This is a genomic window from Pseudonocardia sp. ICBG601, assembly GCF_020496245.1.
Genome location: NZ_JAHLJA010000219.1, coordinates 1 through 11,994, shown reverse-complemented (window position 1 = coordinate 11,994; position 11,994 = coordinate 1). Strand labels below are relative to the sequence as shown.

Below are 11,994 nucleotides of genomic sequence, written 5' to 3'. Positions count from 1 at the left end.
CCCCGTGTCTGACCGCTCCGACCCGATGGGCCCCGACGACATCCTGGTCATCGCCAGCCAGGACTTCACCGTCCGCGGCAACAAAGACCTCTACCAGGCCTCCTACGCCCTGATGAGCTACTTCTCCGGGCTCTGCCGACACGGCCGCATCGCCGACGCCTACGCCGGACCCACCCAGCCTCCCGCCGAACACGGCTACGACCCCGACGACCTCGGCGGCGAGCACCTCACCGTCCGGATCGAAGTCATCGCCGACACCGTCGACCACGGCACCACCACCGCCCTCGAGACCATGCACCGCGGCTTCACCACCCTCGCCCGGACACTGCCCGACCAGTACAGCCCCGACGAGATCCAAGTGCTGACCATCGCCATCGGCGGCGACGACCTGACCATCACCCACCTCGACCGCACCGCCGCCTACCGACGGGTCGGCCTCACCCCCTGACCCGAATCAGCAGTGACCACCAGTCTCCAGGCCCGACCCGCCGGGATCGAGCAACTCCGGATGGGCCCGTAGATAGGCATCCCGCACCTGCCCCGACAACCGCCCCCGCGCACCCACCGGATAACCCTGAGCCTGCGCCCACACCCGCACCGCACCCACCGACACCGACGACCTCGGCGGCGAAGTCGAAGTCGGGGTCGGGGTCGGCGCAGCCTTCCCGGGACCGCCCTGGTCCCGACCGACCGCGGCGCCACCCGCGGCCTCCTCGCCCGACACATCCTCAGCAGCACCGGCCCTGACACCAGAGCTGGTGCCGACCTCAGGGCCGATCTCGGGACCGCTGATGACGCCGGCGGTGGCGCAGGGAATGTCGTGAACAATGTCGGAGGGAACGTCGCCGAGCGGCCACAAGGCCAGAGGCACATCCCCCTCATGCGCGATAACGCGGCGAGTGGCCGAGCGCCGACGCCGGACCCGCTCCGACCTATCACGAACCGAATCGCCAGCACCAGCTCCATCAGCACCAGCAGCAGCCACGACGCCGGCCTGGGCTGACCCGGTGACAACCGCCGCGGAGGCGTGAGCCCCGACCTCGCTGACCCGGTGGACCTCTCCGAGAACGGTGAGGTCGGCCAGGTCGCGGAGCAGGGTGTTGACGAACACCTGAGCGACGTCGGTGTGGGCGTGATGATCCAGAAACGCCGACACCACCCGCACCGCGGTCAGCGCCTCAGCCTCCCGATCACCCCACACCGGATGCGACTCCACACCCCGCGCCGCCCGCCGCGCCGCCCGCACCACCTCCGCGAACCGGCGAACCCGCACAATCTCCCCCGCCACACCCGACCCCACAGCATCGGGCACCGCAGCAGCGGGAACCGCGCCGTCCAGTACCCCGGCGTCCGGGTCGGGTCTGCTCACCCGCCCATGCTCACCCAGACGACCCTGGACCCGCTACCGCAGCGAGGTAGGCGTCCCGGACATGGGCTGGGAGCCGCCCCCGCTCACCGACGGTGTAGCCGTTCTCCCGAGCCCACTCCCGCACCAACCGCGCATCCGGAACCACCGACACCGCCGACACCGACACCGCCGACGAGCCAGGGGCAGGGGCAGGGGCAGAGACCGGCGCGGGAGCCGCAGTAGCGGCAGCCCCGGCCGCCGCGGCGGACGTAGCGGCGCCAGCACCTGCCGCAGCGGCGGCGGCAGTGTCCATGATCGGTCGCAGGATCTTCGCCAACGCATACGCCGCGACGTCACACGCCTTCATCTTCGCCCCCTCCGTCGCCGTACACACCACGACCTCACCCGCAGTGTCGCCCACCAACAGACGCGCCGACACCGTCGCGGCGAACCCCTGCGGATGCCCCGACTTCCCCACCCCCGCCGGGACCGCACCGATCTCCAGATCCGCGATCCGCTCCACCTGCCGCCAATGATGCAACAACGCCCGCGGCGAGGTGTACTTCCCCAACACCGGATCCTGACCCGGCTTCACCCCACCCGGCACCACACCCTTCCGGCCGGCCCCCCTCGACCCCGCACCCCTCGACCCGGACGGTGCCGCCCCGGACGGCTCCTTCTGCACGGCATTCTGCTGCGTGGCCTTCTGCAACCCCGGACCTGTCGAACCGGCCTGCCCAGCGCTACCCTCACCCCGAACAGCCCCGGACCCGACACCGACCTCACCATCAGCCTCGGCGTCGGGCGCCCCCGCCCCAGCACCCACCTGCGACACCGGCACGGCCTGCACCGCGCCGGGCCCCGCACGTCCCGCCCCGGCCGCCGAGGGCGGGACGCTGCCCGGGGCAGCGAACACCGGCGTCACCGTCGGCGCCTCCACCGGATCAGGAACCACAGGGATCCCCGCAGCCTTCAACCACGTCCGCAACGCCGCCGGCGGCACCTGAAGAACATCCGCGGCAGCCTTCGCCGACATCCCCCGACGGATCATCGTCTCCGCCCGCTCCAACACCCGAGCCCGATCCCGCTCCGCATCCACCGACGTCCCCAGACGTACAGCATGCTCACGCTCCCCCAGCTTCAAATCCTCCGCAGCCGACAACACACACGCCAACGAGCAATACATCCCCAACCGCAGATGACGACCCCCACCACCCGGCGACCGCTCCAACAAATACCAACCGGTCGGGACACTGATCCCCACCGCCGTCAACTTGCACGACCGACAAAAATACGACCGCTCCACACCCCCCGACGGCGACGGCCCCCACGGCCCCGCAGAGGGTGTCGCCCGCCGATCCGGCACCCGACGACCCGGCTCCCGCCGCGCCCCACCCGAACCCGACGACCTACCCGCACCCGACATCCTGGAATGCTCGTACCGCACCGTGACCCCGCCAATCAGAAATATCGCGAACCCGACCCCTGCAACGGTAACCAGAACGGCACCCACGCCAGGTCATGAGACAGCGGACCGGACACGAAGCGGTCCCGTACCCTCCCGATGATGATCGTGCGCGCCACCGCGAAAGTACTCACCGCCATCCGGCAACGCCCCGACCAGCTCCCCACCCTCCCCCCGACCGGGGACGACTGGTACCTGCACCTGGCCTGGCTCCGCGCACGCAAATGCCTCCTACTCACCCACGCCGACACCCTATTCTCGGTGTTCATCCCCGACATCCGCGTCCACGACCTGCGCCCACCCGGCCCCCTGCTCGTGGCACGCATCCACGCCGCCCTCGACGCCGCGGACCTCCCCACCGACGCCCTCGGCGAACTCGACCCCGACACCGTCGCCCTGGCCAAAACCCTCGACCGACGCGTCCGAGGCGTCATGAACGACCACCTCTACACCGTCGAACACCTCCTCGACCACCACAGCATCGGCATCGACCCCGACCGACCCGGCATCACCGCCCCCGACACCCTCGACCTCATCCACCGCCACCTACGCCGCACCATCAACAGCCCCACCGGCTACACCCAACCCATCGACGCCATCCGCGCCCGCCTCACCACCTGACAACAAGCCGACACCCCCACGGGACGACAGCTGTCAACAGCGACGCAGACTCCCCTCCCTTGTTCAGGCGACCGTCCGTGTGACCAACAGGCGTCTACCGGCCACGCACAGTTCGTGCCCTACTCTCATTGCGTGACGATCATGCTTCCCGACAGGGCTACACGAGGTTCCCGCCGACACGGCATCGCCCGCCGTGCCGTGGCCGGACTGACCGCCGCGGCCGCGCTGGCCGCGTCCCTGCTCCTGGCCCCCGCCGCCAGCGCCGCCGACACACCACCACCCGGGCAGCCCTACGGCCAGGGCCAGTCCAGCCAGTCCACCGTGCGCCCCGGCGGGAACCCCGAATGCCGCCCAGGTGACCCCCTGTGGTGCGAGGTCGATGGCGGGTTCATCACCATCCGCTTCTTCGAACCCGGCACCTACGAGTTCGAGTTCACCATGAGCGACGCCGACAACCGCGGCGAATACACCACCCGCCACACCGTCACCAACGACGGCCACAGCGGACCGGTCACCATCCAGGTCGTCAGCCCCTACTTCCGCGAAATGGGCTTCAAGATCGACAAGTTCAGCTACCGCTGGTAGGGCACCCACGCACGCCGGTGGGGCGGCCCCCGGGGAGTCGGGGCCGCCCCACCGGGGGTGGCAACAACAGCGCCGTTCAGCGGCGCCATTCAGTCGCGCTGGTCAGCCGAGGGGGATGACTCCCAGCGCGATCGCCGTTGCCATCATCACCAGCGAGCACACGGCGGCCCGCCAGATGACCTTCTTGTGATGATCAGCGAGGTCGACCTTGGCCAGCGACACCAGCAGCAGCATCGCCGGGACCAGGGGGCTGGTCATGTGCACCGGCTGCCCGATGATCGAGGCGCGTGCCATCTCCACCGGCGAGATGCCGTAATGCCCGGCCGCCTCGGACAAGATCGGCAGGATCCCGAAGTAGAACGCGTCGTTGGTGAGGAAGAACGTCAACGGCATACTCAGCACACTGACAATCACCGCGAACCAGCTGCCCACCTCCGCCGGGACCGCCGTGACGATCCCGTTCGCCATCGCCGCGACCATCCCGGTACCCGACAGCACCCCGACCAACACCGACGCGGCGAACACCATCGCGACCACCGCCACGATCGAGCTGGCATGCGCGGTCACGGCGGTGACCTGATCGGCCGGGCGAGGGAAGTTCACGACCAACGCGATCGCTGACGCGGCGACGAACACCAGCGACAACGGCAACACATCCAGCCCCAACACCACCAACAGCGCCGCGGTCAACACCAGGTTGAACCAGATCAACTTCGGGCGCAGCGTCGGCCTGTTCGGATCCAGCACCCCACCTGCGTCGATGAACCCGTCCCCCGGACCTGCCGCATCCCCGCCAGCACCAGCTGTGACAGCCGCGGCAGGCGCGGACTGTCCCGCAGGACCAGCACCGTCAGCACCAGCACCGCCCGGGTCAGGCGCGGCACCGACGGGCTCGAGGACACCCTCGAGTTCATCGGCGACGATCGGCAACGGCCGCCCGGCCCTGGCAAGCCGACGACGTTCCGAACGGCCGAGGAACCAGGCCAGGATCAGCACCGTGGCCATCCCCAGCACCATGCTCGGGATCATCGGGTTGAACAGCTCCGAGGGAGACACCTTCAGCGCCGTCGCCGCCCGCGCGGTCGGTCCACCCCACGGCAGGATGTTGAGCACCCCGTTGGCCAGATTCGCCACCACAGTCAACACCACCGGACTCAGCCCGAGGCGCAGATAGATCGGCAGCAACGCCGAGACCGTGATGATGAACGTGGTCGACCCATCCCCATCCAGCGACACCGCCCCCGCCAGGACCGCAGTCAGCACCACCAGACGGACCGGGTCGTTGTTCACCGCGCGCAGCACGAACCGGATCAACGGATCGAACAACCCGACATCGATCATCGTCCCGAAGAAGATGATCGCGAAGAACAACAACACCGCAGTCGGAGCGAAATCCTTCATCGCCGACGTGATCGACTTGACGACCCCGTCCTCACCCGACTCCGCGACCCCCGCAGGGCCCCGGCAAAGTCGTTAGATGATCTTGTGGCGAGCCGTGACAAGCGGCGCAGCTGCGCCGCCGCTCGGCGCTATAGCTGGTCCCGGGCAGGTGCAGCGCGGCAATCAGAAGGCCGCGTGGGGCGACTACCGCCGCCTATCGCGACTTTGCCGGGGCCCTGGCGACCCCCGTACCAACCGCGACCAGAGCGAAGGTCAACGGCACCAACACCAGCGCCAACGTCGGAGCGAGCCGCTTCGACAAGATCAAGTACATGAAGACCGCGATCATCGCGGACCCCAGAGCGATAAGCATGCAGGTCCTCGCATCATTGCCGGGGCCACGCCCCATCGGCCGACTTGCGGACAGTAACCAGCCACCGGCCAGTGTCCACAAGATTTGACCATAAAGAAACTAAAGACCACGATGCGTGACGAAAATTCCGGGGTCCCGCTGGTCTGCCTCACCCGGACACCGAACGCGCTCAGGCCCCCACCCGCGCCGTGCCACCCGACGCGGTCGAGACGCTCCAGCAGCGCCCGGTCTTGACCGCAAGCCCGGCCCCGGCCAGCGCGGTCAGTGCTTTCGACACCGCCGGGGCCTTCCGGCCAGTCGCTGCGGCGATGTCCCCGGTCCGGGTGTGCCCGGCGGCCAGGGCGGCGTAGACCTCCCGCTGCGCAGGCGACAACCCACTCACAGCGCCAGGCTCAGCGCTGCACTCGGCCCCGGCCGCGGCATCGGGCCCCTCGACCGAGGCCGGTCGGGACACGACGTCGGCGGCGGTCAACGCCGCCGGCACGGCGACACCCGCCCCCCCGCCGGCAACGCCACCACCGACACCGGCGCCGACGCAGCCAAGTCCGGGGCCGGAGCCGGGGCGTCTGGGAACGACTCGGCAGCCCCACCAGGGCTGGTGGTGCAGGGCCCCGGCAAAGTCGCTAGATGATCTTGTGGTGGGCCGTGACACGCGGCACCGTTGCGGCGCCGCGCGGCGCTATAGCTGGTCACAGACAGGTGCAGTGCGGCAATCAGAAGGCCGCGGGGGACGGTTCCCACCGTCTATCACGACTTTGCCGGGGCCCTGGCTGGTGGTGCGCCGCCAGGCCGCCAGCTTCGCCGTCTGGGTCTCCCACCGCGCCTGCGGCGACAGACCCCCGCCGGGCCAGCTCCAAGCCCTCGACCAGAGTGACCGGGCGCTCCACCGCGGCCCGGCAGCCCGCGCCAGCACCAGCAGCGGCGGCGCGACGCCGATACCCGCTCACCGCCGACCACCCCGCCCCACACCACGCCGGCGGTCGAGGGCCCGGGTCACCAGACCAGCTGGCTCTTCCCCGCCGCCTACGCAGGACCGGGCGCTCCACCGCGGCCCGGCAGCCCGCGCCAGCACCAGCAGCGGCGGCGCGACGCCGATACCCGCTCACCGCCGACCACCCCGCCCCACACCACGCCGGCGGTCGAGGGCCCGGGTCACCACCGCCGCCAAGCCCATCACGATCCGCGGCGACGACCAGTCCCCGGCCGACGGGAACATCGCCTCCACCAGCACAAACACCGCGAACCCCACACCACCAGCGGCGATCAGCACCGGCACCGACGACACCCCCGACCCCAACCGGGACACCGCAGCACGCACCGGGTGCGGCGCGAACTTCGGGCGGCGCACCCGCACCCGCTCCGGCGGGAACAACGACAACTGACCCGACCGGTCTGGCGAGTGATCCAACGCCCGGTCCAGCGGCCGGTCCGACACTCGACGCGACGATCGACGCGGCACCAGCCGGGACACTCCAGATGACGACACAGCAACAGACACGCAAACCTCACCCCAAAAAGGAAGAAGCAGAACAAACAGGAGATAACGGACACCATCGGGCCCACGGCAGCCCCACAGCAGCTACAGCACGCGGCGCTACAACCAGCCGAAGACGACCCGAGAAAAACCTAGACAGACCTGCACGGCAGAGCCGAACTGAACGCCGCCGCGCCAGGACTATGCGAAGGCGGCGACCCGGAGGCTTATTCAGGGCCCGTGAAATAACGATCTAGCCCGGCGTGTCGGGTTGGGCGACAGCCCGTCCATCGCGAAGATTAATTTGCCGAATCAATCCAAGATGAACGGGTTGTCGCAGTATGTACTATACCACTGGCTTTCGGCGTGATGAGATTCAGGATCTTGCCGCTCTGGTGCATGAGCAGGATCAGCGGAACGCGACTGGCCTGCGACGGCCTTGGCCGCCGATTCTGGGATTGTTCTGGTCGGTGGTGATCACGTTGGCGTATCTGCGCGGGAATCGTGTGCAGTGGGAGTTGGCGGAAACCTACGGGGTGTCGCAGTCGACGGTCAGTCGAGCGATCGCGGGGGTGACACCGTTGCTGGCGCAGGCACTGCGGAGTGTCGTTCCGACGGCGGAGGAGCTTCGTGCCGATCGGCAGTACATCATCGACGGAACCCTACTGCCCTGCTGGTCATGGACCGCCGTACCAGGTCTGTGGTCGGGCAAGCATCGCACCACCGGCGTCGTCGTCCAGGTCGCAGCCACCCTGGAAGGGCAGCTGTCGTGGATCTCCGACCCGACCCCAGGCTCCCGACACGACCTACATTGCCTCGACCAATCCGGCGCCCGCGACCACCTCGCCACATACCCACCGATCGGCGATAAAGGCTACATCGGGCGCGGCATGCTCACCCCGTTCAAAAACAACCCGGCCGGGAACTTCTCGACTGGCAGAAAACATTCAACAAGAGCCTCAACCGCACACGCGCCACCATCGAGCGAGTCATCGCCCATATCAAAACGTGGAAAGTTCTCCACACAGACTACCGCCGACCCTACGCCACATTTAAAACGACGATCTCGGCAGTCATCGGACTCATCTTCTACGCACTTACCTGACGGAGCCTGAATAAGCCTCTGGGGTCTGCGTCACTGCCAACGGGATGCGCGTGGCCCCTACTGGGTTAGGATACCTGCTGGCATCGGCTGCGGTCTTGTTCCCGGGGCCGTAGTTCGTGAGCCAGTCCCGCAACGTACCCCGCGCGATGCCCAGCTCCCCAGTGATACCGCAGACCGCGGTACTCAGGGTGGACTCTTACAGATCAACAGCCTGTCCACGGAACTCCTCGGATGGTGGCGCAACATCTCTGCTACGCCACCATCCGAGGAAAGCGATCAGCGTGAGATCACGATCGAACAGCCGCCGCTGCACGAGCGGGTAGTGCAATGCATCATTCCCGTGATGCAACCCGGAGTGCACAGCGACTTACTCGTGACTCTCGAGGTGTTGTTCGAGCTTGCTGGCGCATCCATACGGACATCCAGAGGCTTATTCAGGGTGATCATGGAGCGAGGCGCTTCCCCAGGTCAGCGTCTCAACGCAGCAGTCTGTTGAGCGTCCCTGAATAAGCCTCCCAGATCGAAATCAGACATTGGGTCGTTCCTTTCATTTTTCGAGCAGCTCGCCGGCGGCATGCTCGCCAAGCAAGACTATGCCCGACGAAAGTCACATAGTCGTCACAGCTACGGGGTGCATCTATACAACGACAGACTGTCACTTTTGCAGCCTTTAAATCGGGCGCTAGACTTGTTACCTCGCAGAGCGTCGGGGGGCTGTAAGAACATCGGTGTAACTCCGATCAAGGAGTGTGGACCTGAGAGCGTGTTTGGAAATTCTAGTGGGTTGAGGGTGTCGTGTGTTTCTGCTGGCGGGTGGCGGGGTATCCACGGGCGATGCGGCGGGTGATGGTGTTGATCGCGGCCCAGCGGATCATGGCTTCGGATGTGGTGGGGTGGCGTTCGTAGTCTCGGGCGTCGGTGTGCGGTGAGCCAGGCCAGGGTCCGTTCGACCACCCACCTTCGTGGGAGGACGGTGAATCCGCGCTGCTCGGGTGGCTTGCGGATGATCTCGATCGTTGTCTGCAGGATCGTGGCGGCCCAGTCGAGCAGTCGCCCGGCGAAGCCGGCGTCGGCGTAGACGAACCGCACCCTGGTGCGCAGGTAGAGGTTGAGCAGGATCGGCTTGGCGCCGTCGCGGTCCTGTACCGAGGCCGAGCACACCATCGTGGTCAGCAGCAGACCGAGGGTGTCGGTCACGATGAACCGTTTCCGTCCGCCTGTCTTCTTCCCGGCGTCGTAGCCGCGGGAGTCCTGGCCGACGGTGTCGGCGCCCTTGACCGACTGGGAATCGATGATCCCCGCACTCGGCTCCGGATCACGGCCCTCGGCGATACGTAACTGCCCCCGCACGACCGGGAGGATCTTCTCGGTGACCTTCTGCTGTTCCCACTGGTTGAAGTACCAGTAGACGGTCTGCCAGGGCGGGAAGTCCACCGGCAACGCCCGCCAGGCACACCCGGTCCGCACGACATACAAGATCGCGTCCAGCACGTCCCGACGAGCATGAGCAACAGGCCGCCCCCGCCGCGCGAGCGGCGGTAACAACGGCTCGATCACCACCCACTGGGCATCACTGGTGTCCGAGGGGTACCGGCGCGGTCGTTCCTGCATGCCGACCACGATGGAGCACCCCAGCCGTGTCGACCATCCCGACACACCCACCATTTCCAAACACGCTCTCAGACCCGCCACGAGCGCCGGGGCGGCGGGGCCTAGGCGCGCTCGCGCGCCGCCAGCACCTCGGGGATCCGGTCCTCGATCCAGCCGACGAGCCCCGCGAGGTGTCCGGTCACGCCGCGGCCGAGCTCGGTCAGGCCGTAGCTGACCTGCGGCGGGGTGGTCGGCGCGACCTCGCGGTGCACGAACCCGTCGTTCTCCAGGGTGCGCAGGGTCTGCGCCAGCATCTTCTCGCTGATCCCACCGACGGCGCGGCGGAGCGCGGAGAACCGGTGGTCCTCGCGGGACAGGACGACGAGGACGAGCACCGCCCACTTCGACGTCACGTGGTCGAGGACGGACCGCGACGGGCAGCTGCTGTCGAACGCGTCACCCGAGAACAGACCCGTGCGCCGTTCCACCTGCGTGCTCACCGTGCACCCACCTACTTACCCCTAGGTACGTACTTACCGATCGAAAGCTTATCGGGCAGTGTGGCCACCGTCCACGACGAGATGGGGAGACAGCAATGATCATCGTGACCGGAGCGAGCGGGAAGCTGGGCGGCGCGGCCGTGCGGGCGCTGCTGGAGACCGTGCCGGCGGAGCAGGTGGGCGTGCTCGCCCGGTCCGCGGAGAAGGTCGCCGACCTGGCGGCGGCCGGGGTCCGGGTGCATGTCGGCGACTACGAGGACCCGGCCTCGCTGAAGGCGGCGTTCCCCGGTGCCGACGGTCTGCTCTTCGTGTCCGGCTCCGACGTGACCCCCGGGGTGCGCGAGCGCCAGCACGGCAACGTGGTCCGGGCCGCGGCCGAGGCCGGCGTCGGGCACGTCGTCTACACCAGCGCCGTCGGGGCCGACCGGCCCGACGCGCCCGGCTTCCTCGCCGACCACACCGTGACCGAGGGCCTGCTGCGCGACTCCGGACTTCCGGTGACGCCGCTGCGCAACACCTTCTACTCCGACTCCTTCGTCAACCCGGCCGTGGTCCGGGCAGCGGTCGAGGCCGGGGAGACGATCGCCGCGGACGGCGGCCGGGCGCTGAACACGGCCACGATCGCGGACCTGGCGCGGGCGGCCGCCGTCGTCGTGGCGGGTGGGCCGGGCGAGCACGCCGGGCGCGCCTACGAACTGCGCGGTCCGCTGTGGACCTACGACGAGCTGGCCGCGACCATCGCCGCGGAGTCCGGGCGGCCGGTGACCCACCGCCGGATCCCGCTCGACGAGGCTCATCGACTGTTGACAAAGTATCCGGTACTAGCTCATACTGCTTTAGATGCGTATAGCGCGAGCTGCCGAGTACATGGGCATGTCGGTGGTGGGTGTTCGGAAGGCTGCCCGAGAGGGTCGGCTGCCGTGTCGAGTTTCAGCCTCTGGTCAGCGTTTGTTTGATCGTGCTGATCTTGATGTCTTCCTTGGGCGCGAACCGATTCAGCCGGAAGCGGCGGAGCGGGTTGAGGCGTTGTATTGTCGTGTTTCTGGTTCGACGGGTCAGGAGTCGTCGTTGGCGAACCAGGAATCGGTGTTGCGGGAGACGTCCAGGGGGACAGTATTCCGAGTGTATCGTGATCGCGCGTCCGGTTTGCGAGAAAATCGGAAGGGGTTGACTCGGCTACTTGATGACGCCGCTGCTGGGCGGTTCACGGTAGTTCGCGTAGTGTGGCGTGACCGACTGGCTCGGTTTGGTGTCGCCTATATTGAGCGGTATCTGGCGCAGGTCGGAGTTGCAGTTGAGACTGTTCATGCTCATGCGGACAAGTCGCTGCTTGAAGAGCTGATGGATGACTTCATGGCGTTACTTGCGTCCTTTTCTGGTCGGTTCTATCAGTTGCGGTCAAAGACGAATCAGCAACGACTGCTTGATGCCGCGCAGGCACGCCTGCAGGAGCAGGGACCTCCGACGTGACGGGTTGGCAGAAATCCAATGTATTGACGTCTTCAACGACATCTCGAGCTTCACGAGCAGTGTGTGAAGTGTCTGGTGCTGTC

At 67.6% G+C, this 11,994-nt stretch carries 14 protein-coding genes and 2 pseudogenes; 6 read left to right on the top strand and 10 right to left on the bottom strand.

All coding sequences use genetic code 11. The features are described from left to right. The first annotated feature begins 4 nt into the window (after nucleotides 1–4). On the top strand, nucleotides 5–448 hold the full coding sequence (locus tag KPL57_RS61520; RefSeq protein WP_226358222.1) for a hypothetical protein: 444 nt from the start codon (nucleotides 5–7) through the stop codon (nucleotides 446–448). A 6-nt stretch (nucleotides 449–454) separates the two neighbouring features. Here KPL57_RS61520 and KPL57_RS68810 read toward each other — a convergent pair whose 3' ends face one another. Together KPL57_RS68810 and KPL57_RS73515 are read right to left on the bottom strand one after the other, a co-directional pair. Next, the gene (locus KPL57_RS68810) at nucleotides 455–1,369 is read right to left on the bottom strand and encodes an Lsr2 family protein (protein WP_264199793.1); all 915 of its coding nucleotides are present in this window, start codon (nucleotides 1,367–1,369) and stop codon (nucleotides 455–457) included. Nucleotides 1,370–1,379: 10 nt separating this feature from the next. Beyond that, nucleotides 1,380–1,661: a histone-like nucleoid-structuring protein Lsr2 gene (locus KPL57_RS73515; RefSeq protein ID WP_226358229.1), complete on the bottom strand. Its 282-nt coding sequence runs from the start codon at nucleotides 1,659–1,661 to the stop codon at nucleotides 1,380–1,382. A gap of 1,251 nt (nucleotides 1,662–2,912) precedes the next feature. Between KPL57_RS73515 and KPL57_RS61505 the strand changes: the two genes are divergently transcribed. Continuing rightward, complete coding sequence (locus KPL57_RS61505) at nucleotides 2,913–3,434, top strand: hypothetical protein (RefSeq protein WP_226358223.1); 522 nt, start codon at nucleotides 2,913–2,915, stop codon at nucleotides 3,432–3,434. Nucleotides 3,435–3,566: 132 nt separating this feature from the next. Beyond that, on the top strand, nucleotides 3,567–4,019 hold the full coding sequence (locus tag KPL57_RS61500) for a hypothetical protein (protein ID WP_226358224.1): 453 nt from the start codon (nucleotides 3,567–3,569) through the stop codon (nucleotides 4,017–4,019). Between the two features lie 102 nt (nucleotides 4,020–4,121). Here the strand turns inward: KPL57_RS61500 and KPL57_RS61495 are convergent, their stop codons facing one another. The 4 genes from KPL57_RS61495 to KPL57_RS61480 all read right to left on the bottom strand — a co-directional run bounded on the left by KPL57_RS61495 (nucleotide 4,122) and on the right by KPL57_RS61480 (nucleotide 7,150). Further along, nucleotides 4,122–5,420, bottom strand: a complete 1,299-nt coding sequence (locus tag KPL57_RS61495) for a CitMHS family transporter (protein ID WP_226359029.1) — start codon at nucleotides 5,418–5,420, stop codon at nucleotides 4,122–4,124. A gap of 193 nt (nucleotides 5,421–5,613) precedes the next feature. Next, nucleotides 5,614–5,772, bottom strand: coding sequence for a hypothetical protein (locus KPL57_RS61490; protein WP_226359028.1), 159 nt, complete (start codon nucleotides 5,770–5,772; stop codon nucleotides 5,614–5,616). A 169-nt stretch (nucleotides 5,773–5,941) separates the two neighbouring features. After that, nucleotides 5,942–6,154 (bottom strand): MarR family transcriptional regulator, encoded by a 213-nt coding sequence (locus KPL57_RS61485; protein ID WP_226358226.1) that lies wholly within the window; start codon nucleotides 6,152–6,154, stop codon nucleotides 5,942–5,944. Between the two features lie 720 nt (nucleotides 6,155–6,874). Then, nucleotides 6,875–7,150, bottom strand: coding sequence for a hypothetical protein (locus tag KPL57_RS61480; protein WP_226359027.1), 276 nt, complete (start codon nucleotides 7,148–7,150; stop codon nucleotides 6,875–6,877). A gap of 437 nt (nucleotides 7,151–7,587) precedes the next feature. Here KPL57_RS61480 and KPL57_RS61475 point away from each other — a divergent pair. Next, a pseudogene (locus KPL57_RS61475) lies at nucleotides 7,588–8,351 on the top strand (transposase family protein). A 58-nt stretch (nucleotides 8,352–8,409) separates the two neighbouring features. Here the strand turns inward: KPL57_RS61475 and KPL57_RS61470 are convergent. The 4 genes and pseudogenes from KPL57_RS61470 to KPL57_RS61455 form a co-directional block, all read right to left on the bottom strand. Beyond that, a pseudogene (locus KPL57_RS61470) lies at nucleotides 8,410–8,628 on the bottom strand (hypothetical protein); the annotation flags it as partial. Continuing rightward, nucleotides 8,628–8,765 (bottom strand): gallidermin/nisin family lantibiotic, encoded by a 138-nt coding sequence (locus tag KPL57_RS73510; RefSeq protein WP_226359024.1) that lies wholly within the window; start codon nucleotides 8,763–8,765, stop codon nucleotides 8,628–8,630. The pseudogene KPL57_RS61470 and the gene KPL57_RS73510, both read right to left, overlap by 1 nt. Nucleotides 8,766–8,975: 210 nt before the next feature. Continuing rightward, on the bottom strand, nucleotides 8,976–10,016 hold the full coding sequence (locus KPL57_RS61460; RefSeq protein ID WP_374203972.1) for an IS5 family transposase: 1,041 nt from the start codon (nucleotides 10,014–10,016) through the stop codon (nucleotides 8,976–8,978). A gap of 47 nt (nucleotides 10,017–10,063) precedes the next feature. Then, nucleotides 10,064–10,441 carry a helix-turn-helix domain-containing protein gene (locus KPL57_RS61455; RefSeq protein ID WP_226359026.1) on the bottom strand — a complete coding sequence of 126 codons (378 nt, stop codon included), beginning with the start codon at nucleotides 10,439–10,441 and terminating at the stop codon, nucleotides 10,064–10,066. Nucleotides 10,442–10,536: 95 nt separating this feature from the next. On the opposite strand from KPL57_RS61455, the gene KPL57_RS61450 reads away from it, so the two are divergent. Together KPL57_RS61450 and KPL57_RS61445 are read left to right on the top strand one after the other, a co-directional pair. Then, entirely contained in the window at nucleotides 10,537–11,397 is an 861-nt protein-coding gene (locus KPL57_RS61450) for an NmrA family NAD(P)-binding protein (RefSeq protein WP_226359025.1), read from the top strand. Continuing rightward, nucleotides 11,282–11,911, top strand: a complete 630-nt coding sequence (locus KPL57_RS61445) for an IS607 family transposase (RefSeq protein WP_226351297.1) — start codon at nucleotides 11,282–11,284, stop codon at nucleotides 11,909–11,911. Before KPL57_RS61450 ends, KPL57_RS61445 begins: the two co-directional genes overlap by 116 nt. The last annotated feature ends 83 nt before the right edge of the window (nucleotides 11,912–11,994 follow it).

Bases quoted from the DNA above. Each gene is read 5' to 3' on its own strand.
- KPL57_RS61505 (WP_226358223.1), top strand. From the start codon at position 2,913: ATGATGATCGTGCGCGCCACCGCGAAAGTACTCACCGCCATCCGGCAA.
- KPL57_RS61490 (WP_226359028.1), bottom strand. From the start codon at position 5,772: ATGCTTATCGCTCTGGGGTCCGCGATGATCGCGGTCTTCATGTACTTG.
- KPL57_RS61460 (WP_374203972.1), bottom strand. From the start codon at position 10,016: ATGGTGGGTGTGTCGGGATGGTCGACACGGCTGGGGTGCTCCATCGTG.
- KPL57_RS73510 (WP_226359024.1), bottom strand. From the start codon at position 8,765: ATGGATGCGCCAGCAAGCTCGAACAACACCTCGAGAGTCACGAGTAAG.
- KPL57_RS61450 (WP_226359025.1), top strand. From the start codon at position 10,537: ATGATCATCGTGACCGGAGCGAGCGGGAAGCTGGGCGGCGCGGCCGTG.
- KPL57_RS73515 (WP_226358229.1), bottom strand. From the start codon at position 1,661: ATGGACACTGCCGCCGCCGCTGCGGCAGGTGCTGGCGCCGCTACGTCC.
- KPL57_RS61495 (WP_226359029.1), bottom strand. From the start codon at position 5,420: ATGAAGGATTTCGCTCCGACTGCGGTGTTGTTGTTCTTCGCGATCATC.
- KPL57_RS61445 (WP_226351297.1), top strand. From the start codon at position 11,282: ATGCGTATAGCGCGAGCTGCCGAGTACATGGGCATGTCGGTGGTGGGT.